Below are 25,596 nucleotides of genomic sequence, written 5' to 3'. Positions count from 1 at the left end.
CTATACACAATATGTTTAATCATTGTTTATTTTTTTCGTTACATTTACACCCATAGTTACAAACAATTAACTAATCATTATACATTCTTATTCATCAAACAAATTTTAGGATTATATTCCATGATCATAACCAAGCCCAAATTTTGGCAAATTTCATCAGCATTTATTGTATGTCTTCTGTTTTTTATAAGCTGTAATAAAAAACATAACAATAAAATAATTGATAATGCATTAATTCACACCACAGAAGAATTAAGAGCAAAAGGTAAAACCCAAGAGATTATTACCCTTAACAGAAAATACATCAGCATTTCACAAAAACAAAATTATACCCGAGGTATTATTCTTGGCTATATTAATATCTCTAATGTATATGCCATGATTGGTAACTACAAAAAAAGCATGACCAACCTTAACAATGCTAAGGAATTGCTAAAGAATGACAAAGACCCCTATTTAAATATGAGGTTTAATCACGAATATAGTCAAATGAATTTCGTCATGGGGTTGTCTAATATGGCACTGAAATACAATACTGATGCTATTGAGTGGGCAAAAAAAATAAAATCAGACAGTATAAAAAAGATTTTCAGTAATATTTATACTGTAAGAGGGGATTTTATTTCTTCAAAATTTAAGGACTCCACATTAATATATTATCATAAAGGCTTACAAGAAGACGATTCTGATTTAAATTATGCACTGATTGGAAACTATCAGGTCATTGAACTCAAGAATCAAGACTCTGCAAAGATTTATTTTGATAAATCCTTAGAATTGTTGAAAAACCAAGAGTATTGGACAATCAGAAGGGGTATCATCTATTCTTCCTATGGTAATTACCTCTTTCAAGAAGGACGGTTCCAGGATGCCTTGGAGTATTATGAAAAGGCCTCAGAAATCTTTTTGAAGACAGGAAGGGTAAATAAGCTTCCACAGATTTATGCCGGAATAATTCAGGCATCCCAATTGGTTGGAGATAAAAAGAAAGAAGAGGAATACACACAAAAAAGTATAAAGGTAAAAGACGACTTGCAGCTTTCGGCTAATAAAGCTATTGATTTGGCATTGACTGATACCGTACAGGAACTCGAAAGCTATAAGGCTACAAACAGCAAGGTATTAATAATTATCTTATGCGTTGGCTCAGCTGTTGCTGCTGTGATTACATTCTTGCTTTTGGCTCATAAAAGAAAAAAGAAAATTAGGAATAAAATTGATGGGGTAGATATAGAAAATCATCCTCAGCAAAAAGATAACCTTGAAGAGATCATAAGGTTAGCAAAAGAAAATAACAGTGAGTTATTTCCACGTTTTTATGAATTCAACAAAGAATTTGTAAAAAACCTGTACAACATAAACCCAGAACTATCTAGCTCAGATATTGTTTTCTGCATCATGATATGGTTGGGATTTTCTTCGAAAGAAATTGCCCAGTATAGCTTCATGGAACATAGATCGGTACAAACTAAGAAAAACAGATTAAGAAAAAAACTGAATATTGATTCTGAAATTGACGTATATAAATTTCTTAGAGATCTATCCGTTTTTTCTCCAACAAAGCAATCTGACTATAAATCCACAACATAATTAAGAGACATTACTTGACCAATCTTACAAAAACCTACTGTATATCTCTGGTTATTTAATATTCATGTTCTCTATTCTGATTATTCCCATTATGTTTTTTAATATCTACCGGTTTATTCAGCAGGCTAAATACCTGCTGAACGTCCGGATTTATAATGAATCTGTGTTTTTCTATTTCTGACAATTAGGAGCCAACATAAAATAAAGCATTTTATTCTTGAAAATGTTCAGTTACATTTACCATATTATTACTTGGGGAACAAATAAATATGGTAATAATTAATATAACAAATATTATTTTCAAAGGAGTTACTTATTTCAGTTATAATGAAGTCATGACTCCTATTATCCGAAATAGTTATGGGTTAGTATCATATCATGGATGGTATGCATACTTATGCTCCCTAGGCTTTGTCATCCAGAGGCCAACATTAGGATCTTTCATGACATTCTAAAATTATTTTAATAAGATTTTCTTAAAAAAAACAAGCAATTAACAACATACATCACCAATTGCCTGGTCTTTATACATATAAACTATTGAGCCTTAACCTCTTCTATCTTTATATAAACTTTTGTTCGATCTGGCCTTGCAGAACCTCCTGTTGGAGCACCTGCCATGATAGTAGCTGTATAAGCCGTCTTAGAGCCTAGATCTGAATCAATCCAAGAATATCGTCTGTGTTCAGGCCCACTGCTATTAGCATCAAGTATCCCTTCATTTCCCCAATATGCAGAACCCAGAGCTCCTGTTCCTTGTGAATTCCAAGTTGTACCACTAGGTGCTCCGCCCCATGCAGACGTCGGAACAGTCATGATGCCGGCATCTATAAGAATACCTCCGTATTCTGTATTGTAGTTCCAATATAGATTTACAGACGCTCCTGTAAGATTAATAAGTTGTACGTTGGGACGAACAGCTGTTGCAGGATTGGTTGTATCCATAATTACACGTATCGCATATTTACCGTCAGGAGTACCCAAAATAATCGCATGAGACTGCTTTCCATTGACATCGGTATGCAAAGTTGGATAACCCATAACCGCCACAGATAAAATTTCTGCACGGCTGTTATTTCCTATTATGGCTGTACAGTTTTGTGCAGCTGTAAGAAATGGTATTAAGGAATCAGACATAGGGATAGTCATCTGATCTGAATTAATTGGTGTTCCTGTTACTGAAAAAACTAATTCTCCACCACCATATTCTAAGGTGCCAGGACGCAGTTGGAAAGTGAGTCCATTTACAGTATAAGGAGCACCTGTACTGTATCTACCTCCATTACCATTAGTATAGGTTACTCTTAAATTTCCAGTATAAGGTACTCCAGCTTGATAAGAATTGGGATTAAGGAAAGCACTATTACATTCAAGACTTGTTATCGCTGGAGAAATTGAGCTGACTGCCTCAATCCCTTTCCAGTATACTCCATCCCAATAGTAATACCCCTCTGGTAAATTACCTGTACCTCCAGTGTTATATACCCAAAGCCCCTTAGCATTTGCTGTTGTTGCATTAAGCTGTAAAGTACTATTGGACAGAACAACACGAGGAGGTAGAAATCCTTTATCTATAGCTTGTATCTCCAACAAAGCTGAACCATCAGGTGAAGCTGTACCTATTCCAGTATTTCCATTATCCTGAATAACAAAATCGGTTCCACTATCACGTGCTGTGATTCCATCTGATTTTTTCCCAAGAATAACATTTCCAGTGGCATTTATCCATTCATCATTAGTGTTATCAGCTCCTCCACTTCCTATTTTCTGCCATACATTTCCATCAAAAAAGTAATATCCAATAGTTGTCATATTGGCTCTTTGACCTGATGCAGTCCCACCACTCACATCAGTTATGTATATAAGCGCTCCTTTCTGATCAATACCAAAGGTTGCAGTATTAGCCGTAAGCTCTGCTCTACTTAGACGAGGAGCCTGCAATCCAATTGTTTGATCATTGTTTGTAATGGCTCCTAATCCATTTCGTTTTGCACTGACATCTAAAGTAGTTTTGGGATTTTCAGTATTAATTCCGACTTGTGAGTATGTCAATCCAAAAACCAACACTGAACCTAAAAAGATTATTTTTTTTTTCATGATATATTGTAGTTTGGTTAATTTAAATTCTATGGACAATAAAATGGTTAAGGTTATAATCTAATTACTTTTTGTTCTAGTATTATAGATTATTTCAAGTTTGATATCAATTTATGTTACTTTAGTATTATCTGATTAAAGATTTATAGTAAGAAAGAATAGGCCAGGTGGTGCTCTGAGAGCTCCTGAGAATATTTTAAAGATTGAGAAGAAGGGTTTGAATACAAACCCAATCTTCTCGCTATCTATAGTAAAAAATGAAAATATTATTGATTTTTTTTGCTTCAAAAAATTATTGATATAAACCCTTTTATTATTTGAAGGATTAGGAAATAGGGTTATAGATTTCTGAGCACTCACTGCAAAAAAGACATACAAAAATGCCAAAGAATAAGATTTTTTTTCTGATTCAGCTTCTCCCTGTTGTAATGATTTTTTCTTTTCAGCAACCATTTTCATCTTTTTACCAATGAGCTGAATTATCTTTTTTTTAACCTTTTCCTGCAAATTGTTCACATGAATAATTTCTTCTGAGAATTTATCTGATATAATAATTCCCGAATGAATATAGATCAATAGTGAAAAACCAAAAAAATTAGATGTTTTTCCTGGATAAAAAGAGTGATTTGATGTAACACACACTCCTCCTTCCATATGAATTTTGGAGAATATTAAATTTGATAAGAATAGCAATAAGGATTGTAAAATTCTATCAAAAAAAAATTTATAGTGAAAACACTCCACACGAACCCTAGTCATGTTTTATTATTTACACTAAAACTAATATTTCAATTAAAAATATTCACAATTCAAACATACATCAAGCATACACCAATAATACATCATAATGTAATATCCAAACAATTACAGTACAGTCGCGAGTTAACAGAGGTAACATCCCATTTTTTGACTAAAAAAGCATCTAAATAAGCAATATTAATTTTTCAATCATAAACAAATTCATTTAATATTTCCTTAAAATTCAACATCTCTCACCCATCAATAAACCTACCATTCTCCAAAAAAGACCTTAACAAGGTACATTCAACCCAAATACAACACGTAAATGTACTTATGATGTATCAACCATATGCTTGATATTAAAGGTTTTTTATTTGTAAAATGATATTATTGCAGTCATTATATTCTACATATGCAAGACATTGAAATATGAGCATAGAAAAGAATACTACTGATAACAAATAAGCATCTTCTTTTCAGTACATCAAATAATAGAAACTTTTTTCAATAAAAATAAAAAACACATGGATAAAAAAATATACACCCTACTCTTGGGGTTATCTGTATCTCTTACCTATTCACAAAATATTGAAACAGCAGAATGTGGAACTGATTTGTTAATGCAAGAACATTATGCAAAATTTCCACAGGAAAAAATTAAGTATGAAACATTGGAGTTAGAAATAACCAAATACTTTAATCCTGAAACAGGTAAAAATGGTACAAATCAAATTTATGAAATTCCAATTGTAGTGCATGTTATTAGTGATGGAAGCCCGATAGGTTCTGCAAATAACAGATCTGATGCTGCAATCCAATCATGGATAGATTATACCAATAAAAGACTTGCAGCTGATATTTCAACTGGAATGTCTCCACAAAGTGCAAAAATACCTGTCAAACTAGTTTTAGCCAAAATAGATCCAAACTGTAATCTTACAAATGGTATAAATCGAATCGATGCCTCCAATCTTCCTAAATACTCAACCAATGGAGTTACGATTTCAAGCGATACCACACGAGTTTCACAAAATCAAATACGAGCTTTGATAAAATGGGATCCAACAAGGTATTACAATATCTATATGGTCAATAAATTGTATGCAGGAAACAATGTAATTGGTGGAGTTGCCCAATTTCCAAATGGTAGTAAGGACGATACTTTTGTCACAGGAACGGGATCATACATAGGAAGTTCTACTATGTCCCATGAATTTGGTCATGCCCTCGGTCTATATCATACTTTTGAAGGAGGTACGTCAACAACTTGTCCTCAAAACAGCAATTGCTCTTCTCAAGGAGATCGAGTGTGTGACACTGAACCATTAAGGCAGATATCTTGCCCTTCAACAGGAGCTATAAACCCTTGCACAAATTTACAATATACAGAAAGTAGCATAAGAAATGTAATGGGATCCTCATGTACACGAGATTATTGGACACAGGGTCAAGCAAATCGGGCATTATCCCAACTTTTAGCATATAGACAAAACTTAATTGATTCTCCTGGGCTCAATGCATCAATATTAACAGACAATACATCTTCTCTTGTCCAAGCATGCACACCAACTACCATTCAAAACCCAACAGACAAATCAATTGGAATTACAGCAGTGAAGTTTGGAAGTATAAATAATAGATCAAGACCTTATGATTTAAATAAAAACAACTTCTATGAAAACTTCACCCAAAATTATTGTTCAGGAATTTCCAAAACTAATATACTTTTAAATACATCCACACCACTCTCCATTTCAGTTGGTAGTAATAACCATATGGTAAAAGCCTATATTGATTATAATAACGACGGCCAGTTTAATGAAAATACAGAATGTATTTTCAGTCAAAATATATCAAGTAATGCTAGTGCAACATTATCTGTAACTCCACCATCAAATGCTATCACAAACATACCACTTAGAATGAGAGTTGTTGGTGAGTCAGCCACTACGACTATGATTACAGCCTGTTACACTCCTGAATATGGGCAAATTGAAGACTATTCTGTAATAATCATACCTAATGGAACTCTGACAACATCGGAAAATAAAAAGGATCAAACCCATGTAACAATTTACGAAAACTCAGTTCTGGTAAAAAGTAAGAATAAAATTTCTTCAATAGTGCTTTATGATGCATCGGGAAGAGTATTACTGAACCAATTTGGTATTAATAAAACAGAATTCTCATATCCTCTAAATTACAAAAACATAATTGTAACGATAAATATTATTCTAGATAATGGAACAGTTATATCTAAGAAACTAAGAAACTAAAATCACTTTTCTATAAAATCACAGCAGCCAGTAGCAGTTAAATGTTTCATATCCAATATGCTACTGCTGTTGTGATAATTTCAAATACAATATACTGGATCGAAGAATGGAATTTTCATTCCGGTATACTCTCTGCTAATACATTCACTTAACATAGACATTATTAACATAACGGATCTTTAAAAGTATCTATCCAACCCATTTTGCATACCAATAAGTAACTTAATATTTAGTTTTCACAAATGCAGTTTACCTTCTTCTGGAAATACTCTTTCTTTAAGAGGCTCTATATCTGGCCATGAAAAACCTTCTGGAGTATATCTTGTTGGTTCCTGTATATAAAATGAATTGATACCTTGCACAACTGTCCCAATTCTTTTAACACACTCTTTAATATTCTCTTGATGTATTCCAAAATCAGGAAGATTTTCCCACAAAGTGATAAATTCCGCAAGGTCGGCATCATGAATCCGTTTACATTCAATAACAGCTTCCTCAAGAGATATTTTCAGCTCATTTTTCAGTAATATTACTGTATTAAAAGTTTCTTTTTGATTATGCAACTCTTTGCGTAGGGAGTGAATGTCATTTTGCCAAAGAGTCAATCTTTCTGCAAGTCTCCTGATACGCTGTATAACGGGATGTCTGATAATATCACCGGAAAATGGATAATCTAACCCTAGCTCAACAAAATCAAAATGCATATACATACCCACTGCATACTCCCTGATGATTGCATAGTTGGCAAGTGGTGGTAATGCATTGCTTTTCCTATAGGGTGTTTCGCCCTCTATACCATACTGGATATAGTCGCTTGTATCCTGTATAAATCTATCCATCCATTCTTTTGTTACAAATGCATTGAATTCGTCCCTTACAAGAGCAAGCTGACGAAACATGCCATTCTCTGTGTCCAATACTTCCCCTCCCTGTAAGATAGCTACTGTCCGTTCACGCAGGTGTTCCAGTTCCTCTATTGTACAATGTTCATACTGGTCATCCATTACAGTGTGCAGAAACAGAAAACGAACACAAGGGATCATCTGTTCTCTAGTCAGGTAGGGTTGCATCCTCGATGTCACCTTGTACAATTCAATTTTTTTATACTTTTCCCGAAGTTTTTCAGAGAGATGCAGGTAATCAGTGTCAATAGCTGTACATTCTACGATTCCCATTTCCTCAACATGTTCATTGATTAAATCAGGGAAAGGATAGTACCCCAAATGAAGAAAATCAGCAGGATTGAATTGTTGTATAAATTGCTCTGTTGTCATATTTTTAGTTTTTAAAAATGAATTACTGGTTGTTTATTGTTGATACATTAAATTATGCACTTGTTATTTTTGATTTAGTTTTTCTTTGAGTTCATTTGCATTTGGGAACTCCAAAGCATTGTACCGGGCTAGTTTTGTGGAGATATTTTTCCAGCCACTAAGTACCATACTCATGTAGTGTACCCAATTAACAACAGCATCGTGCCATATACCGAAATCAGGAAGAGAGGCTTGCAGCGATATGAATTCTTTCAGATCCTCATTATGCAAACGGAGGTCTTCGAGACATGCATCCTCCAACGAGGTTTGCCGTTCATTCTGGATTACTTTCACAATATTATAGTAAATACTTCCTGTGGCTTCATCTTTCATTATTGACTGTACTTCGTTGAAATAAGTAACCAGACGACAGGCCAATGCTTGCAGCCTGCAAATTATGGGATGTTCATGTATTTCAGGTGGTAGAATGATACCCGTTTCCACTTCTGTGAGTTGTAGGAAAGGATATAGGCAGATGGAATCTTCCCTTAGAGCAATGCATTCCGCTACACTAGGATATATTTTATTTTTCTTATACTTCAGCTCCGTTTCCAATCCGTTAAAATACCTGTTGATCATCTGACTGAAACGAAAAATGGATTCCTCCGGAATGAATTGAAGTAACTCTTTTCTTAATGAGTCCAGCATAGCACCCAAAGGAATTGTTGAATCGACAGCGTTTATCTCACCATTTAGTATTGCAATGGATTGGGAGCGTACATATTCAATGTCATGTGGTTCACTTTCCTCATAAAGATCATCATTGTACAAGGTCCATAGCATCAGTCTGCAAATGGGTTTGAAGCGTTCAACTGGCGCTGTAGGAAACCATTGTGCAGCGATGTGTGCTGTTTTTGTTTTCTTGTACTTTTTCCGTAAATCAGGGTTGTTTTCATAAATCCAAAGGTACTCTCCATCAATCCACTGGTTATCGGTAATCTCCTGTAGTTGATCTGCATTGGGATTTTTTAATGTTGGGAATGGATACTTAAATTGATGATTAAGTAAGTCAAATGTGTTCATAATGTATATTTTTATAATTTCAGGTGAGGGTAATATTTATTGGAAAAACTAAATCGAAACAGAATTTATGGAATAGAGTAGGATAAGAAATCTAAAATGTACAGAAAACAACAAAATGTATATATTGTTAGAGATACCATTACAATGTCATTCAATCCACTTACATTAAACTTTTTGGAAATATTGTACATAGATTATATATATATATGAAAAAATAATTCAATCATTGACATTAATAATCTGTTGATGCCTGACAATATATTACAAAGATAATGTCCAGTTTGATAACAGATTCCTTGACGCAAAAACACAGTTGATAAAGCTAAATAATTTCACTTTCTCGCACCAGAATTAGAATAAAATTTCCATAATTGATACATTAAATGGTTTAATTATTAGCCTATTGCTAAATTAATTAATTTTTTAATTAAAAGTAATTTTATTTCACATAAATTTGAGATTTAACATATTAAGATTTAAAAAATCATCATTATTAACTGATTTAAATGCACCAAAATAGTTATTAAATAAGATAAAATCGAAGGAAAACAAATAGCATCGATCTATTCAAAATATAAACATGAAGTCTGTCTGGTAATTGCCATTATCATTATAAAGATCAAATTCTAGTAAATACATCTCTTTCAAAATTTAAGTGATAATGGTTCAAGTAGTCTAGATAGAAGTCATATTTACTAATAAGGTTTTGGCAATATATTGAAGGAATAGAACTCTGTCTGTCTCCTTTAGTATTTGCATTTTTCTGTTCTGTTTTGACGACTCGAATCAATAAAAAAGCCTTTAAATACAATATTTAAAAGCTTTTTTTATTTATTTCTCCAACTTGTGGAGATAGTGAGAAGGATTTGAACCCAACACGTAAAGTACTATAAATGAAAAATACTTTTCTTATATATCAAATATATTCCACTACTCCTTATTATGATAGAAACTGCAACATCAGGAATGCCTTGCTAAAATCTTCTTTGATTTCTATAACAAATAGGCTAAAATTGATCTATATGTATCAATAATACTAAAAAAATGGTGCGAAAGTGTAAGCTTTTGCACCATTTTTTTTATAAATTTTCAACAGATAAATACTTAAGATATTATTTATTCAAAAACGGATAATCTATATAACCATTTTCGCCACCACCAAACATAGTTCCTTTATGTGGTTGATTAAGTTCCGAACCTAATTCAAAACGCTTTGGAAGGTCAGGATTAGCGAGAAATGAAGAACCAAATGAAATGAATTGTGCAATACCTTTCTCCAGTTCTGCCTCTGCTGTTTCTTTCGTATAGGCTGTTCCTGCTACCAATATATGTTTTATCAGCCTTCCAAATAATTCTATTTCATCCTCTTTAGGATATTGCGGTAATAAAGGGAACATTGGGCTGCGTTTCATTAGCTCCACAAAAGCAAAATCCAATTTGTTCAACTCCTCAATTAAATAGGTAAATGTTGCCAAAGGGTCAGTATGCCCAATTCCCGCATACGGATGCAATGGGGAGATTTTAATACCTACTCTATCACCACCTATAGCTTTTATTAATTCTTGCATTACTTCTAAAACAAAACGACCATTGTTTTCTATACTTCCCCCGTACTCATCAGTTCTTTGGTTGGCGCTTTCTGCTAAAAATTGGTTGGGTAAATAACCATTTGCGGCATGAAGTTGCACTCCGTCAAAGCCTGCCTCAATAGCATTTTTTGCTGCCTGTCCGAAATCTTTGATAATTTGTTTGATTTCATCAATAGTTAAAACGTGAGGTGTTTCAAAATCTTTCATTCCCTGTGAGGTAAAATGCTGTCCTCCCTCAATGCTAATTGCAGATGGAGCAACAGGCAACTCTCCTTTTTTGTCAGCAGAATGCCCTACACGTCCCGTATGCCAAAGCTGCGCAAAGATTACACCTCCATTATTGTGCACGGATGTTGTTACCTTTTTCCACGCTTCAATTTGTTCTGTTGTATAAATTCCTGGAGTTAATGGACTACCAATAGCCTGCTCTGAAATATTGATGGCTTCCGTTAAAATTAGCCCTGCACTTGATCGTTGGGTGTAATACTGTACGGTTAAATCGCCAACGACACCGTTAAGGTCTGCACGGCTTCTAGTCATTGCCGCCATTACCATTTTGTTTTTAAGCATTTGCTTACCTAGCATTGCCTGTTCTAATAATTTCATAAGTATTGTTTTTTACTGTGTTATTGATAAGATGATTTTAGCTACTTCTTCGGGTTGTTCTTCGGCTACGAAATGACCTGCGTCCTCAATTGTCCGTACTTCTACATTTTCAGCCACTAGACTAACCATATCACCGACATGGGTTCCCAAACTCTGTGCACCACCAACTGCGATAACAGGTACTTTTACTTTATCCTCCATCAGTGGTGTGGTTTGCTCTATAGAGTCAAATACTCCCCTATAGATACCAAATGCACCATTTACGCCCTCTTTGCCAGAAAACGTTCGCCATACTTCATTGATTTCCTCTTCTCCGATAGCTTCCTTGTTGACGGTTACCCAATCGTAAAACCAAGTAAGAAATTCACGTTCCTTACCCACAAAAAAGAGTTCCAGTGCTTCTTGTGCATGAGGGAGTATCCACCACCACATAGGCCCGATTTTACTTTGAGCGACTTCCCGCTTAAATGACAGATGATTGCCGAGTATGGCATCAAGCATAACGACCATTTCCATATACAGCAAGGCTGTTACTTCTTCAGGATGATCTGCTGCCCAAATCAGTGCAGGTGCTGCGCCCATATCATGTGCCACAAGGATTATGGGTTTACCTTTACCAAACTCGATTTTCTTAGCAAGCTGACGAAAGTCTTCACTCATTGTACGTGCATCATATCCAATTTTTCCCTCCGGTTTTTCAGAATCTCCATACCCACGCATATCTGGTACAAGCACAGCGTATCCAGCATCAGTCAAAATAGGCATTATCCGTTTCCAAGATTGTGACGTTCCCAGGAACCCGTGCCACAATATAACGGGGATTCCGTTTGGCTCTCCACCTAATAGATAATGTAAGCTAACTCCGTTTATCTCGGTTACATTGCTGGAGAACCCAGCTATTGCAGGGGTATTTCCATTTACTTTAATTCCTTCCATTATGATGATTTTATTATATTACTCACTTAATCCAAAAAATCTTTTGAATAGAACGGCGTATCATATTTTTCATTAAGCGAAATACAAGTTCTATATATTCTGGTGTAATTTTAGGCATTGGATAAAATTGTTATGTTTCAACAGGGAGTCCATATCTCCAGAATAGTTTTCCAGACCTATGGAAATTACTATATATAATAGAGTTTCAATATTTTTCAGACGAATTTTTGAAACAGAGTATTGCCCCACATTTAAGATCTTTTGCAAATCGGGCTTCCAAACAAGTTTCTTTTCTAGTTTCGATTTTAAATTCAAATTGTTTTTGAAGAATGTAATATGTTTCTTTAATATCCGAGCGAATATAATTAAAAGCTTCCGCCCTGTGGATTTGCCTGAGAACCCATACAGCAAATAACTCAAACCCTCTTTACAGTTAAAGTGATGTGCTTACATTGTATGCCAATAGTTTCATATTATACTAAATTTATTGATATTAAGTGGTAAAATTAATTCTATTACTTTACTTTAGCAAGTAGTTACACTTATGTATAGTAATAACATAAAGTAAAGAATCATTTAAAATCAATCTGTTATGAGCGAAAAAAAATTGAAAGATGATTTTGATATTGTCAGTAGTAAATGATCTATTCATTCATAATACCCTTTTTTGATGGAAGGAAACGTTTTGGAGAACGGGAACAAACGATACCAAAACTCAATACCCAAATGTTGACAAAATTTTTGAAAATCTGGAATAACATAGGTAATTATTCGTGAAGTATAAGTTACCATTCCTCTGAAATACCCAAATAGTTCTAATACTTAGTAGATATTATTTAGATCTTTTATTATAAGATTAATTTTACTATGCTACTTCATATAATATACTAAAAGTTTAACAAATTAAATTTGCTAAATTAGTCTGATGACCACATAGGTGTTTAGAATGTTCAACTTTTTCGAATGTATGAGTTTACCAACAAAGCCCAAGAACTTATTAAGACTAATCCATAATGTACAACTTAGTTTTTTACATGAAATTGACATATTATTCAGGTTGTAGAGATGTATTTCATCAGCAATCAGATCACTTAATATATTTGTGGAGTTATCTTTTCCACAGAAATTGTAAGGGTTTTCATCAGATACATTTTCCCTTCGGGGATTACTAAGATTATATCTTCCGAACGCAGTCACCTTAAATCAGGTAATTTTACTAAACTCTCCTTTCCGTGAGCATATTATTGTTGATGTTCTTATTATTTTTTTACAATAAATGAAAATTTATATTTTTGAGAAAAAAAATTTAATTTACACAACGTTGATGAATTAATTCGGTTAATACATATCAAAAATACAAACAATGAAAAAGATTATTACAATACTACTATTTTTAGGATATCCCTCACTGGCTTTTGCTCAAAAAGAAGTAAATGCAAAGGTCACAATTGATGAGAATTCAAATTTACAAATCACACAATATTTAAAAAATAAATCAAAAGATACACTACAGTTTGCAAAAGAAATTGCACTGAATTCAAAAGCTGCAAAATTGTTAGGCTCCTCATCCTCAAAATATAATGATTATGAAATTCAAAACAGTGATTTATTGGACTTCAATCTTAATATTCCTCAAACACCAAATGCTAAATCAACCGTAACTGCTGATTTTTTTTATACTTCTCAAAAATATTTAGCTCTACAAAAAAAGAGTGCTAACATAAAGAAGCAATTTAATCTAAAAATAGATTCAAAAAAATTCAAAGTTATTTTTCCTACTGAAGAAGATTTGAAGCGGAAGTATTTTACAGTACCTTCAATCATTGGAGGGGATTTTGAAATGATTAATGAGAATGATTTTCAAATTTACTTTTTAAAGAAGGATTCTTTGAAAAAAATTGAACATGCATCTTCTAGCATGCACAAATCTTTTAATTATTATAAAAGTATGTTTGGAGATGCAAAAAGACCCAAGGTAGTATTCGCTCCTATCTTTGGACCTAGTACAACATCTGAAAATCTCATTGTTTTTAGTAATGATCGATTGCAACCTCAAACCATTTCTCATGAAATTGCTCATATTTGGTTTGGCTCAGACGGAAAAATATTCAAAGAAAGACCAATAACTGAAGGAATAGCTGAGTTTCTTTCTATGCAATATCTTAAAAATATTTCCAATTTTGATAAGCAAGATTTCGATAAACTTATTAAATCTAAGTTCTATAGAATAGAAGGCATCAAATCATTTAAAGCTTTAAATGACAAAGACTTGGACCAAAAAGAAAATTTCACTTTATCATATAATCTTTTGCCATTATTTCTATACACCAAACAAAATGCAAGTACAAGTTTCATAAATCAAATTGTAGATTTTTACAAATACAAAAAAGGCGATAATACAACAAGCCTTGATGAAATGAATTATTATTTTATATCAAATAACTTTGAGCCAGTCTTTACAATTTCCAGTTTTCCTGATTACTTTGTTAAAGACTTTGGGAATTCTAGTGTTTGTATCACTTCTACTGCAAAAGATAATTCTGATTTAGAACTTGAAATTGTTTTAGATGACAACCAGAAAACAATCAAACATATATCTTTTTCAAAAGACAAAAAACAGCAAATCTTAGATGTTAAGAATATTAAGAAAATTACAATTGATCCTGAATTTAAAAAAATTCAAGTCACCCGATTAAATGACATTTGGAATAAGAATGATGATAATCTTCTTAATAAAAGCAGATATACTACAATTCAAGAAATAGCACCCGAATTTAAAGAAATCTCACAAGATATATTAGCCTTTTTAAAAAATACTGATACAACAGAAATCTCAAAAAATCTTATCATCGGTGAAAACGAACATTCAGATTTTTTAAATTTAAAAAAACGTTTGTTCGAGCTTAACAAAAATATAATCACAGGAAGTTTTGCAAGTTGGAACAAAGGTAATAAAACACTTTTCATTAGTTTATCATATTATGATGAAAGATCAACGGACACAAATGTTGCTACCCTAAAATTAGGTTTAAATGATGATTTAAAAACATTAAGAAAGCTTTGGATAATAGAAAATAATAATTAAAAAAGGTCATTATATACTAAAGTATACCAAAAGAAGAGTATTGAGAGGGAGAAACTTATGCTCGATTTCTAACTTTATAGATTCTGAAAGAAAACAAAAAAATCCTGATTTTCAGAAATACTTAATCTCTTTCTTAGCCTACTTTTCTTTTGCTGTACAGATCTATGCTGGATAAAGGTATAATTGGCAATCTCTTTGGATGTAAAATTCAATTTGAGCATCGCACAGAATTCCAGTTCTGATGTTGTAAGGTCCGAATTTATTTCTAAAAGTTTAGGGATAAAATCGGGATATGCCTTTTGAAACCCCGCCAGGAATGATGAATCATTTTTTTTAGCCATCTCAACCAATTCTTTAAAATCGTCATCAATTCTAGCTGATTCTATATTATTTATCAGCTTTTCTCTAGTCTTTTTCTGGCTTTTATAAATAATGAAACCAAGCATCAAGACCACCCCCATTACAGCAGTACAATATAGAAGAATCTTTTTCTTAAAACTATTTACCAGTTCATTTTCACTTTTTGAAATTTCCTTAGCTACGGAGCGGTTTATACCTACATCCTGAAGATAATCAATACTTTTTTTCGTTTTTACATATTGAACAAGATACTGTTGTTCTTCGCTTTTTTTATTAAGTTTTCTATAATCAAGAGCTATGTCTTGGTAAAGCTCTGGGATATTGAATCTCCGATTCGTTTTATCATACACAAATGCAGCTTTTTTATAGTTTATGATAGCCTTTTCATATTCCTTCCTTGCAGTGAAATAATCCCCATAAACTGAATAAAAAAATGCTTTTCTTGCTGTGTTGATTGTATCATTTTTTAATAATATCTCAGCTTTCCGAAGATATATAAGGGATGAATCAAGACTTTCTGAGATATGGTATTTCGCCAATTGCAAATTGGAAAGAGGAGTATTATTAATATGCAATGCTTTATGAAGATATACGATTACAGAATCAGTTTTATTCTTTCTGAGTAGGATATGCGCCCTGTTAGAATACAGTTTATCCAAAGAATAATTTTTCTTGTCTTCGGTCGAAATACCCTTCAAATAAGAAAGTCCCTTTGTATTATACTTTAATGCATTATCATATAATCTTAAAACGATATTAATTTCTGCATATTCATAGGAAATCCGGGCCAGTAAAACAGGATTATTGGTTATTTTCAAAATATCTTCAGCTCGTTTATGATATGAAAGAGCAGCTTCAAAATTGCTGATGGTAGCATAGATATTGGCTATATTCATATAACATAATGCTTCTCCATTTCTGTATTTTTTTTCTTTGGCTCTTTTAAGATATTGTAAATTAAGCCTGACAAGATTTATATAATCACCAGATTGTCGTAAAGCTTCATTTTTTTTTAATAATATACTATCAAAAGTTCTATAAGATAATTCTGTTTCTTTTCTCTCACAGCCTGAAAATATCATTAAACAGATATATACCGAAATAAATGTAGCATATCTATGAATATCTCGTAAGTAAGTTTTCATCATACCAGTGTTACAAATCTTTAAATCATAAGAATGAATCAAAGACTACTGATCACAAATTTATTATTTTTTTTATAACCTGCTTAAATTTTGTTCAGTAAAAGTCTTCTATCATTATCAAACCAGAAAGATATACTGTCAAAAAAATAATCTTTTATAAATGGGATTAAGTCCTATTTTTTGGTTATCAGACTACATAACTAATTGTATAATATAACCAAATTTTCATTTTTCTGACACCTATTACTTCTCCTCTATAACCAACATCAGCAATAATAACAGCTACGGGACTTAGAAAATAAGACATTAATATCATTAGAAATCTACAGCCTTACTATTGAGGATACTAGTTACTGTGACCATGACAACCAAATGAGTTCATTATTTTCTTTATAATATTCGGCCTTTGGAAAGCTCTTACCAACATTTAAACAGACTATAAATACAAAAATTTTTTTCTCCATTTTGCCACTGTATTCCTGCTCAGTTTAAACTGACTGGAAATCTGGGTATTATTAAGTTTATTCTTCTTTTGATAATCAAGAATTACTAATATAGTAACACGATCATAGGAACGAAAACTTTGGTTGGATAAAGCATGTTCTGCTTCGAAATTTGAGGTCAAAATTTCATTAAGCTTGATTACATCAAACGCAGAAAGCCTATTCTGAGATAAAATATCTGAACATTGTTCTTTTTTATCCGGATAACAAGCTGCTATAAGGTCTGTGTAAATTCTTTTATAATCTGGGAGCGGAGAATTTTTCATTAATATAAAAATTTTATTTTTTTACAATTTTACAGATATGCTAAGACCTGAAACATAATAATAAATATACTTAACTTATGTCATGAAACATAAACAGAATATTTCTGTATCCATGTATACAAAGTGGTTTTAGGTATTCTATAATCATCTACAATCTGTTGTTTAGTTTTTTCGCCGGAAATAATGAGTTTTAAAATAAATAATATTACTTCTTTAGTATAAATATTCTTTCGAAAACAAGGTAAACAACTCATTTTATTACCATTAGAATCAAATATGTTATTTTTTTTAGGAGGAGAATACAAAACCAGATGCTGCGAATAAAGACGGAAAAAATCATATTCCAGTAATTTACTCCATTTCAATACAATTTCAGTGGAAAGTTCTTTTTGTAAAAAATATTGGTTTATTTCTGATTCTGTACATTTCATAAAACTGGCAGCCCTTTTTATCGCAATATTTTCTTCAGCAAGCTTTGCCTGAATAAGTTGTCCTATATGGATTTCTTTAAAATTAATCATATTCTTTAATACATTTGATACAATGTCATTTATTTCCAGTAGCTCCATACTTTCCCATCAAAGAATGCAACACTTTTACTGGTTCTGTCATAACACATCATTCCGGGAAATGGACGGACAACTGAAGTATGTGGATTGGTTACCTGCGGAAGAATTACTGCTTTATTGTTACTTTCCAGAATAAGAACACCTTTTGCTAAAGAAGAGCTACTCCCCATAATAACACTTAATGAAGTACCAGGTGAAGTATTAGTTAGAATATTACTACCATTTCCTGTAGGAGATATGTCTACCCATACATCATTTTGATACATCCGGATTTTGGAAGTACTTTTATCAAAAATAAAAGTTCCATTATTCGCATTATTAATTCCGGTATAAACAGGCGAATTCAGTACAGCTGGAAGAATAATTCCCCTAGTATTCTCTACATTGTTATTAAAATCTAAAAGCGAACTGGTTCCCATCACATTTGCTTTCCCTATTGCAATCTGGGAACAAAAGATACCGGGTAATAAAAACACTAAGATATTTGTAAAATTTTTCATTATAACTTTTTATTGGTTACAGCTTTGTTCAATGCAATTCCAACTGGCTCCATTGTATAGCTTTACACATTTATCCGTAATACTGTAGATCAACATTCCTTCCCGTGGATCAGTGATTGAGCTGTCATTATTTACACGACTGATTACAAAACCTTTATCTGGAGCTTCTAATGCAATAAATCCATTTGGAATATTTTCCTGCCATCTAGGATTCACCGTTTTATGACTGGTAATTCCTACAATGGAGTGTACTGTATTTCCAGTCAGTAGGGGGGGCTGGGTACAAGCATTGGGTGCCTTAAAGCTTCCTACTTTAAAAAACAACCAGGAATCCAATATATTATCATAAAAATCTTCAACATAAATGGAGATGGTATTAAGACCAGCTTTAAGGTTAGTAGTAAATGTAAGAGTTTTAGAAATTCCGTCTGGTTCTGAATAGTAATTTCTTCCCCCTGTTGTATTCCAATCATTATTGATAAAAAGGTTGGAGTTTTCTATAGTGTTAATGTTATCTACAGCTACTTCTCTTCCATCTGGTGTAAGCAGAATATTAGTCCCGTTTACAATAATCCGGGTAACATCATTGATAAGGCCTACGTATTCCAAATATTCTTCAGACCCAAATATAACCTGACCACTGAACGGTCCTGCTGAAGGAGCATCATAGGTAAAAGTAATACCTGTTTTATCAAAATATATTTTATCCACAAAAGGATCTATACCATTGATCCCGCTTCCAGGCCCACTTGTAAAGCCTGAGGAAGTATTATCTGTCAATGAAAATGTTCTTCCAGTAGAAAAAAGAATAGCTTTATCAAAAGTTGCAAAATCTGCAGCAAAAGGATAGGCCTTCTTGATCTTGCTTAGGTCATGCATTCCATAAATTGACGTATTCTTTCCCCAGACCGTAATGTTGGATACTCTTGATGAAATATCTTTTCCAAAAAGAAGATTCAACAACTGGTTATCTGTCCATCCGGCGGCAGAAATAAATCCGGGAGTTCCAGTATTCATAATGACAGGTACTGCCTGTGCTTTTTTATAAATGGGAAACATAAACAGTAAAAAAGCAAAAAAGAAAAGACGGTTCATTCTCTAAAGTGTTAAATTATTTTTTAAAACTACCCCTGTACTAATTGTAAAGAATATATGGTGTAATTTTTTTGCAAATTTGACACAAGACAACATATTTATACCAAAATACAGGTGCCACGTACATACTACATACTATTAAAAAATGGTATTCGTACATACTTCATTCATTATTTTATTTGCTAAGCAATAGATTAACAATAACTTAAAATAATCATCAATAAGAAATTCAATTTACGATTTTACAGTTGTTTCTTCCAGCATAAACTATATGCTTCCCCGCAAGGGATGACAATAAAACTGCTGAATTCTGTTATTTTATTGAACCTGCTTCTTTAAGTATTTTTAATTGCAAATCAGTAGTTCACCATTCCATATAATAAGCATCCATATAAATATATTTCCCTCGAACTGATGAACATATTCAACTCATAGAACAACAACTTTTATCTGCCCATTCGTTAAGTTATCAGGCAAAAACAGACAATACGAGTCTTTAAGTTCTATTGGTTCTAAAACTTCCCGTTAGAATTCAAATGTAGCCATTATTGCTACAAGAAATCAATAGAAAGCAAGTTTTCGCCCTCCTTTAGACACTGCTCTCTTTACTAAATTATAAAAGCCATCTAATTGTTGGCTTTGTTAACTTTATATTTTATTCTTATATGTAAGAAATAAATATTGATTCTTACTCAATCCCAAAGCTGGCAGCACATCATCTTTACTTCTTCCGGATAATAACCTGTAAAGGATAAGTTTTTGGCTGTACGTTTTCTATCAACATCCCAGGTGGCTATAATGATTTCCCATTTTTCTTGGTTAAGTTTGGTTTTCATTTTTGTAATCTTAATTTATTTTCTTAAAAAACAACATCTGCCGAATTTGAAATTCGGCAGATGTTTGAATATATAGAATTTGTATTTATAAATTTACAGTTTTCATAACAGCTTAGTACAATAGACTAGCATATTTTTTGCTTCTTCTCTTTGAGCTATAGAAAACTGTTTGTTGTTGAAAGCTATAATTGCTAATTACAGTTTCTGTCAGGGTTTCCAAAAGCTCCATACAGTACCATTATATACACAAACAATTTTACTGTCAGGGTTATAGAGGATCATTCCGGCCTCAGGATTCATAAAATCACGAGAAATGAACCCTGCAACACTCGGTAATATCATAGCTTTATTGGTGTCAGAAAGGATTAAAATACCACTTACAGTATCGTTTGCTCCATTGGCTCCGATAACAGTTTTTGCTTTAGAGGACTCAGTTTTGTTTACTCCTTGAATGCTAAGATCAGCTGTACCAATAGTAACTGCTGTACCGTCATCTTCACTTAAGTTTACCCAATTTCCTCCATCTCTCAGATATTTTACCTTATGATCTGTTGTATCGAATATGACACTGCCTTCTGTAGTGATACCAGTTTTGTCTGTTACATATGGTAGAATTAATCCTCTAGGCTGATCATTAGCAAATTCTAACGATACCGAAGCATTTGTGACACTGCTTTTACCTATTGCCACCTGCGCATGAACAGAACACACGAATGTTATGGTTGAAGTTATAATGATATTTTTAATTTGTTTCATTTTGTAATTATTTTAACCTTCCAGATTTTTTATAATCTGGAAGGTTGAGTTTGTAGTTAATGTTTACCTTCTAAAGGTCTGCGGCATTTTCATCACATGTTTGTTTTGAGAGGCAGTGCCAAGCCATAGAAGTATCGCCAGATTTCAAAGTATAAATTTTCATACATTTATTGGTAGTGTCGTAGACCATCATACCTTCGACAAAGTCAGCAGGTGGAATGCCCACAGGGTTTGCTCCTGAAAACTCTACTCTGTTGACAACGAAAGGCTTGGTTTTGGATTCCAAAGCAATCCAGCCACTTTTTCTTACCATCGGCCAGTTATCTGGGTCATTTGCGCCAGCTCTCTTAAGTGAGGTGATGCCAACTTTCGTTTGTAACGGAGTACCGGATATATTTCCAGGCTTATAACAAACTTCTGGAGGACAACTGTTAACATTTGGATCGTACGCACTACCTCGTCCCTGTCCTTGCGTACCATTTCCACCATCTGCTACGCCACCAACGTTAACAAGGTTTGGAACCCCTTGAGCATCAACCCCTCCATTAGCATTAATATTAATGCTGCGGTCTGTGTTCAATTGATTCATTTTCACATTTTCATCTCCTTCTACTGCATCGGGACATCCGTCTCCATCAGAGTCTAAATCTAGATAATCTGGGATTCCATCACCATCTGTGTCACATTTTAGTATTAAGAAAGATACATTGTCAATTCCTACATCATCTCCGTTGCCCGCTGCTAATGTATAAGAGTCAAATCTTAATTCCTGTGACGTTACAGACGAATTATAGGGAAAAGAGATTTGAATATTCTGCCATCCTGTGGTAAATGATGAAGATTCTGCAAAAGACCCGATATTACTTACCGCCCCATTTTCGGTGATTACTGTGACATTTCCATTGCCATCCGAACTTGTCAATACTGCATAACGAACAGAGCCTAAATAAACATCCAAACGTTGTCTATCTCCACCATTGAAGAACACTGTTGAGAAGTTTAGCTTTACCATCGTTGGTGAAGTTATTCCCGTTAAAGTTTGTCTTAGCAAATTCACATTTGGTATTTTGGTGTCAGCTGTAATTCGAGCTTGTCCACTTGTTAAGCTCCAGTTGCTCATTGTCCAATTACTTGAACTAGCAAAACTTCCATTTTGTACTAAATCTGATGGAAGACACTCAACTGTGTCTAAAATACCATCATTGTCATTATCCAAATCAAAAATATCAGGAATTCCGTCTTTGTCTATATCGTTACATGCATTTACCTGACTCTGCTGAGAATAACCGATTCCCTGACCTACTTTTCCATCAACATCTGCTGCTCCGCCTGGGTTTACCAAATTGGGCACTCCATTCGGATTAACACCACTGTTAATACTTCCGTTAGGATTTAATTGACTATTAAGAACATTATCTCCTCCTTCTATTGCATCTGGGCAACCATCATTGTCTGAGTCTAAATCTAAATAATCTGGGATTCCATCACCATCTGTGTCAAAAAACAATGGAATTTCACAAGGATTGTCAAATCCTATACTATTATTTGATCCTGTTGCTCCCGTAGATCCTGTAAATCCAAAACGTACATTTGTTGTACCACCAAAGATATTTGCTATAGCGTTTGAACCTGTATTTGGAAATGTGTAGTTTGATACTGGAGCTCCATCAAATGTGTAAGAAATGGTTTGTGTAAATGCATCCCACGTTACAACCACATTATGCCATGTCCCATCATCTACTGTTCCATCACCTAATTGCCCATCACCAGCCAACTTGGTCCAGCCAGTAGTAGCAGTCCCTGCAGTTGTTCTTATACTTCCATGATCATAACTTGGGTCACAGTTCCCTCCATTATTACTATCATTAGCACAACTGTTTGTAAATGTATCCAATTCCAGCGCTATACCATTTTGAATTCCCCTTGCTCCTAATCCCTGACCATCAATTCCAGTAGCAGCAGTACCCAAAGGATCATTTTGAAAAACAATAGCAATTCCATCTGCGCCTGACAATAATACTTTCATAGATATAGTAAAATTTTTGGCAAAATCAATTTTTCCATACGACCAAGCCTGGCCACGTTGGCTCCCCCCATTTGTTAGTCTGAATTGGTTTATAGGTGCGGAACCTGGAGGATTTGTAAATCCTGTAGCATTAGCATTGGTTTTAAATGCTGAATTTGGGTCTCCATTAAATCCATTTTCAATACAGTCTAGAATACCATCATTATCATTATCCAAATCTACTATATCAGGAATTCCGTCACCGTCTGAATCACAAAAATCAATAAAATAATCATTGGTTTCTGGAGTATAAACATCCCCTAAAACAGGTAAACCGGCAGTAAAGTTATTGGTCGATCCGTTAGTTCCACTTGCTTTAATTTCAAATCTAAAAGTTTCTTTTGGTTCAGAAATTCCATCTGAAAGGGAAGCTATATTTATCCTTACCCCATCTTCATTATTGTTGGGACTAGCATATCCCGGTGTAGTACCTCCATCATAATCACCAGCAGGGATCGTAATTAAATATATATTGCCTGAATTGGTTATAGAAGGTGTACCTAGTGAATTGGCAGTTCCGGTTAACTGAATATCTGCCGGAGAAGCAAAGGCAGTTCCGTTGTTGGGGTTTTTCAATTCTACTGCTACCACAGTACCGGGCTCTACCTTTCCGCTAATTCTTAAAAACAAAGTTCCATTAGCCCTCCCTTCACAAGCAGTTGCAGCCATAGAGCTTTTTAAGTCAATTAGCGGTGTTGTGTGAATCTGAATATCATCTAAAAAATTCCCTACACCTCCACCTGAAAGAGCTTCAAATCCTACACGATAAACTCCAGCACTACCCGTGAATGTATAATTACCATTATATGTTATCCATTTGCTTGTATCAGCAGGTAAAGTGGTTGTAGCCAAAACTGCTATTTGTGCCCCGTTTTGATCTCTAATAACCCATTGTGCTTGTTCACTACCACTAACACGTGCTCTGTGTTTGAATGACCCACTGATAACATCACCTGGCACAAGATACATATTTTGGTATATCATGGATGCAGAAGCAGCATTTAGCTCCACGAAATTATTTCCTTGTGCCGCAGGAACTCCATTAAAGTTATTAACCCATACTTCAATCGGATGACAAGCTCCTTGAGTTCCTCCTCCATTACATAAAGAGGAAGTAGGATGAGAGGTAAACCACGGATTGGTTATTGTAGAGCCAGCATCAAAGGTTGCATTATACCCAAAGTTAGTATCATAATATGTGACTCCACTCATAGTAGTTGCTCCAAATTCTAAGCCTGGATTTACAAAAGTTCTCGATTGTGCAATTGTTTTGTTAGGAATACAAAACATGAAAATTGTCACAAAAACAACCCATATTTGATTTATTAAATAATGATAGGGCTTCCTTTCATTACTTAATGATAAAATGTTTTTATTCATCATAAATATTTATTTTTTACTTTAAAACTCACTTAATAGCGAATTATATTTTTTTTCAATTGAGAAGAACTAGTCTGAAAGAATTTCAAAAAAGAAAAATATTTAATTGATCCTATATTGTTTTATCCTTTCTATATGCAATTGGCGGGGGGCGTATTATCGATTCTCTGTTAAGAATGGAAGACATGACATTCCATTCGTATTCCGGTAATGCTGTCACATACTTGTGGAAACTTCCTAATATTGCTAAGGAAAAAAATTTCTGTATGTTTTGTTTTTGTTTTTTAGAAGCTATAAAACATACTTCCTTTTTTCCTAAAACTATTAAACTGGATGAACTGTTTTGACATGGAGTTACTTTACAAACAGAAAATGAATCATTTTTTTTTCTTTTTGACTTTTTATCGTCTAGAGCTTTATGTTTTTGTTTTTTAAGGATTGGCCGAGATGCCGCTGCAATTTTCTCTTCAGAATCAGTTACATAACTTATTAAATATTGAGAAGAAAGGCCTTCTATATGTGCATCTCCAATTATATAAATTTCAGATGGAGCCAACATTTTAATGGAGTCAATTTCGGCAATCAAAAATTTTGTGCCTTTTCCAACATAAATATGTTCACTTCCAACTATACTTATCTGAGCAGAAGTCCATGTAATATTGTTTAAGAAAAAGAACAATCGAATTAGTAACTTCCGTTTTGCATTAGAAGCTAACCAAAGTAGAGTGATTGGAAACATAGGTTAAAATTAACCCAGTATGTTTAAATTAAGAAATTTCAAACACTATCATAAATACATCACAAATACAACAATATGATGTATTTATGATGTAGACATAAGATTGTGTATTGATTTTTTTAAAAT

General features: G+C 33.4%; 18 protein-coding genes. 3 read left to right on the top strand and 15 right to left on the bottom strand.

What is annotated here, in order from left to right:
- Positions 1 to 120: 120 nt before the first annotated feature.
- Complete coding sequence (locus AC3HD6_RS04215; RefSeq protein ID WP_488895225.1) at positions 121 to 1,590, top strand: hypothetical protein; 1,470 nt, start codon at positions 121 to 123, stop codon at positions 1,588 to 1,590.
- Between the two features lie 537 nt (positions 1,591 to 2,127).
- Here AC3HD6_RS04215 and AC3HD6_RS04210 read toward each other — a convergent pair.
- Together AC3HD6_RS04210 and AC3HD6_RS04205 are read right to left on the bottom strand one after the other, a co-directional pair.
- Positions 2,128 to 3,687: a hypothetical protein gene (locus AC3HD6_RS04210; protein WP_488895224.1), complete on the bottom strand. Its 1,560-nt coding sequence runs from the start codon at positions 3,685 to 3,687 to the stop codon at positions 2,128 to 2,130.
- A gap of 135 nt (positions 3,688 to 3,822) precedes the next feature.
- Positions 3,823 to 4,341: a hypothetical protein gene (locus tag AC3HD6_RS04205; protein WP_488895223.1), complete on the bottom strand. Its 519-nt coding sequence runs from the start codon at positions 4,339 to 4,341 to the stop codon at positions 3,823 to 3,825.
- 611 nt (positions 4,342 to 4,952) lie between these two features.
- Between AC3HD6_RS04205 and AC3HD6_RS04200 the strand changes: the two genes are divergently transcribed.
- Positions 4,953 to 6,704, top strand: a complete 1,752-nt coding sequence (locus tag AC3HD6_RS04200) for a M43 family zinc metalloprotease (RefSeq protein ID WP_488895222.1) — start codon at positions 4,953 to 4,955, stop codon at positions 6,702 to 6,704.
- A 236-nt stretch (positions 6,705 to 6,940) separates the two neighbouring features.
- On the opposite strand, the gene AC3HD6_RS04195 is transcribed toward AC3HD6_RS04200, so the two are convergent.
- The 4 genes from AC3HD6_RS04195 to AC3HD6_RS04180 all read right to left on the bottom strand — a co-directional run bounded on the left by AC3HD6_RS04195 (position 6,941) and on the right by AC3HD6_RS04180 (position 12,171).
- Positions 6,941 to 7,978, bottom strand: coding sequence for a terpene synthase family protein (locus tag AC3HD6_RS04195; RefSeq protein WP_488895221.1), 1,038 nt, complete (start codon positions 7,976 to 7,978; stop codon positions 6,941 to 6,943).
- A gap of 63 nt (positions 7,979 to 8,041) precedes the next feature.
- Complete coding sequence (locus tag AC3HD6_RS04190; RefSeq protein ID WP_488895220.1) at positions 8,042 to 9,040, bottom strand: terpene synthase family protein; 999 nt, start codon at positions 9,038 to 9,040, stop codon at positions 8,042 to 8,044.
- 1,112 nt (positions 9,041 to 10,152) lie between these two features.
- Entirely contained in the window at positions 10,153 to 11,235 is a 1,083-nt protein-coding gene (locus AC3HD6_RS04185) for an alkene reductase (RefSeq protein ID WP_488895219.1), read from the bottom strand.
- Between the two features lie 12 nt (positions 11,236 to 11,247).
- Positions 11,248 to 12,171 carry an alpha/beta fold hydrolase gene (locus AC3HD6_RS04180; RefSeq protein WP_488895218.1) on the bottom strand — a complete coding sequence of 308 codons (924 nt, stop codon included), beginning with the start codon at positions 12,169 to 12,171 and terminating at the stop codon, positions 11,248 to 11,250.
- Between the two features lie 1,363 nt (positions 12,172 to 13,534).
- Here AC3HD6_RS04180 and AC3HD6_RS04175 point away from each other — a divergent pair.
- Positions 13,535 to 15,256: a hypothetical protein gene (locus AC3HD6_RS04175; protein ID WP_488895217.1), complete on the top strand. Its 1,722-nt coding sequence runs from the start codon at positions 13,535 to 13,537 to the stop codon at positions 15,254 to 15,256.
- A 74-nt stretch (positions 15,257 to 15,330) separates the two neighbouring features.
- Here AC3HD6_RS04175 and AC3HD6_RS04170 read toward each other — a convergent pair whose 3' ends face one another.
- From AC3HD6_RS04170 to AC3HD6_RS04130, 9 genes are all read right to left on the bottom strand, one after another.
- Entirely contained in the window at positions 15,331 to 16,764 is a 1,434-nt protein-coding gene (locus AC3HD6_RS04170; RefSeq protein ID WP_488895216.1) for a tetratricopeptide repeat protein, read from the bottom strand.
- A gap of 433 nt (positions 16,765 to 17,197) precedes the next feature.
- On the bottom strand, positions 17,198 to 17,530 hold the full coding sequence (locus tag AC3HD6_RS04165) for a helix-turn-helix domain-containing protein (RefSeq protein ID WP_488895215.1): 333 nt from the start codon (positions 17,528 to 17,530) through the stop codon (positions 17,198 to 17,200).
- 80 nt (positions 17,531 to 17,610) lie between these two features.
- Positions 17,611 to 18,051, bottom strand: coding sequence for a transposase (locus AC3HD6_RS04160; protein WP_488895214.1), 441 nt, complete (start codon positions 18,049 to 18,051; stop codon positions 17,611 to 17,613).
- Positions 18,052 to 18,080: 29 nt separating this feature from the next.
- Positions 18,081 to 18,599, bottom strand: a complete 519-nt coding sequence (locus AC3HD6_RS04155) for a hypothetical protein (protein ID WP_488895213.1) — start codon at positions 18,597 to 18,599, stop codon at positions 18,081 to 18,083.
- Positions 18,600 to 18,608: 9 nt separating this feature from the next.
- Positions 18,609 to 19,694 (bottom strand): choice-of-anchor L domain-containing protein, encoded by a 1,086-nt coding sequence (locus AC3HD6_RS04150; protein ID WP_488895212.1) that lies wholly within the window; start codon positions 19,692 to 19,694, stop codon positions 18,609 to 18,611.
- A gap of 692 nt (positions 19,695 to 20,386) precedes the next feature.
- Complete coding sequence (locus AC3HD6_RS04145; protein ID WP_488895211.1) at positions 20,387 to 20,530, bottom strand: hypothetical protein; 144 nt, start codon at positions 20,528 to 20,530, stop codon at positions 20,387 to 20,389.
- 207 nt (positions 20,531 to 20,737) lie between these two features.
- The gene (locus tag AC3HD6_RS04140; protein ID WP_488895210.1) at positions 20,738 to 21,286 is read right to left on the bottom strand and encodes a hypothetical protein; all 549 of its coding nucleotides are present in this window, start codon (positions 21,284 to 21,286) and stop codon (positions 20,738 to 20,740) included.
- Between the two features lie 70 nt (positions 21,287 to 21,356).
- Positions 21,357 to 24,734, bottom strand: coding sequence for an L-type lectin-domain containing protein (locus tag AC3HD6_RS04135; protein WP_488895209.1), 3,378 nt, complete (start codon positions 24,732 to 24,734; stop codon positions 21,357 to 21,359).
- 109 nt (positions 24,735 to 24,843) lie between these two features.
- Complete coding sequence (locus AC3HD6_RS04130) at positions 24,844 to 25,470, bottom strand: hypothetical protein (protein WP_488895208.1); 627 nt, start codon at positions 25,468 to 25,470, stop codon at positions 24,844 to 24,846.
- Positions 25,471 to 25,596: the final 126 nt, after the last annotated feature.

Source organism: Chryseobacterium sp. II3a, from assembly GCF_057815135.1.
This window is presented reverse-complemented; position numbering and strand designations above follow the sequence as displayed.

Bases quoted from the DNA above. Each gene is read 5' to 3' on its own strand.
- AC3HD6_RS04215 (WP_488895225.1), top strand. From the start codon at position 121: ATGATCATAACCAAGCCCAAATTTTGGCAAATTTCATCAGCATTTATT.
- AC3HD6_RS04210 (WP_488895224.1), bottom strand. From the start codon at position 3,687: ATGAAAAAAAAAATAATCTTTTTAGGTTCAGTGTTGGTTTTTGGATTG.
- AC3HD6_RS04205 (WP_488895223.1), bottom strand. From the start codon at position 4,341: ATGGAAGGAGGAGTGTGTGTTACATCAAATCACTCTTTTTATCCAGGA.
- AC3HD6_RS04200 (WP_488895222.1), top strand. From the start codon at position 4,953: ATGGATAAAAAAATATACACCCTACTCTTGGGGTTATCTGTATCTCTT.
- AC3HD6_RS04195 (WP_488895221.1), bottom strand. From the start codon at position 7,978: ATGACAACAGAGCAATTTATACAACAATTCAATCCTGCTGATTTTCTT.
- AC3HD6_RS04190 (WP_488895220.1), bottom strand. From the start codon at position 9,040: ATGAACACATTTGACTTACTTAATCATCAATTTAAGTATCCATTCCCA.
- AC3HD6_RS04185 (WP_488895219.1), bottom strand. From the start codon at position 11,235: ATGAAATTATTAGAACAGGCAATGCTAGGTAAGCAAATGCTTAAAAAC.
- AC3HD6_RS04180 (WP_488895218.1), bottom strand. From the start codon at position 12,171: ATGGAAGGAATTAAAGTAAATGGAAATACCCCTGCAATAGCTGGGTTC.
- AC3HD6_RS04175 (WP_488895217.1), top strand. From the start codon at position 13,535: ATGAAAAAGATTATTACAATACTACTATTTTTAGGATATCCCTCACTG.
- AC3HD6_RS04170 (WP_488895216.1), bottom strand. From the start codon at position 16,764: ATGATGAAAACTTACTTACGAGATATTCATAGATATGCTACATTTATT.
- AC3HD6_RS04165 (WP_488895215.1), bottom strand. From the start codon at position 17,530: ATGAAAAATTCTCCGCTCCCAGATTATAAAAGAATTTACACAGACCTT.
- AC3HD6_RS04160 (WP_488895214.1), bottom strand. From the start codon at position 18,051: ATGATTAATTTTAAAGAAATCCATATAGGACAACTTATTCAGGCAAAG.
- AC3HD6_RS04155 (WP_488895213.1), bottom strand. From the start codon at position 18,599: ATGAAAAATTTTACAAATATCTTAGTGTTTTTATTACCCGGTATCTTT.
- AC3HD6_RS04150 (WP_488895212.1), bottom strand. From the start codon at position 19,694: ATGAACCGTCTTTTCTTTTTTGCTTTTTTACTGTTTATGTTTCCCATT.
- AC3HD6_RS04145 (WP_488895211.1), bottom strand. From the start codon at position 20,530: ATGAAAACCAAACTTAACCAAGAAAAATGGGAAATCATTATAGCCACC.
- AC3HD6_RS04140 (WP_488895210.1), bottom strand. From the start codon at position 21,286: ATGAAACAAATTAAAAATATCATTATAACTTCAACCATAACATTCGTG.
- AC3HD6_RS04135 (WP_488895209.1), bottom strand. From the start codon at position 24,734: ATGATGAATAAAAACATTTTATCATTAAGTAATGAAAGGAAGCCCTAT.
- AC3HD6_RS04130 (WP_488895208.1), bottom strand. From the start codon at position 25,470: ATGTTTCCAATCACTCTACTTTGGTTAGCTTCTAATGCAAAACGGAAG.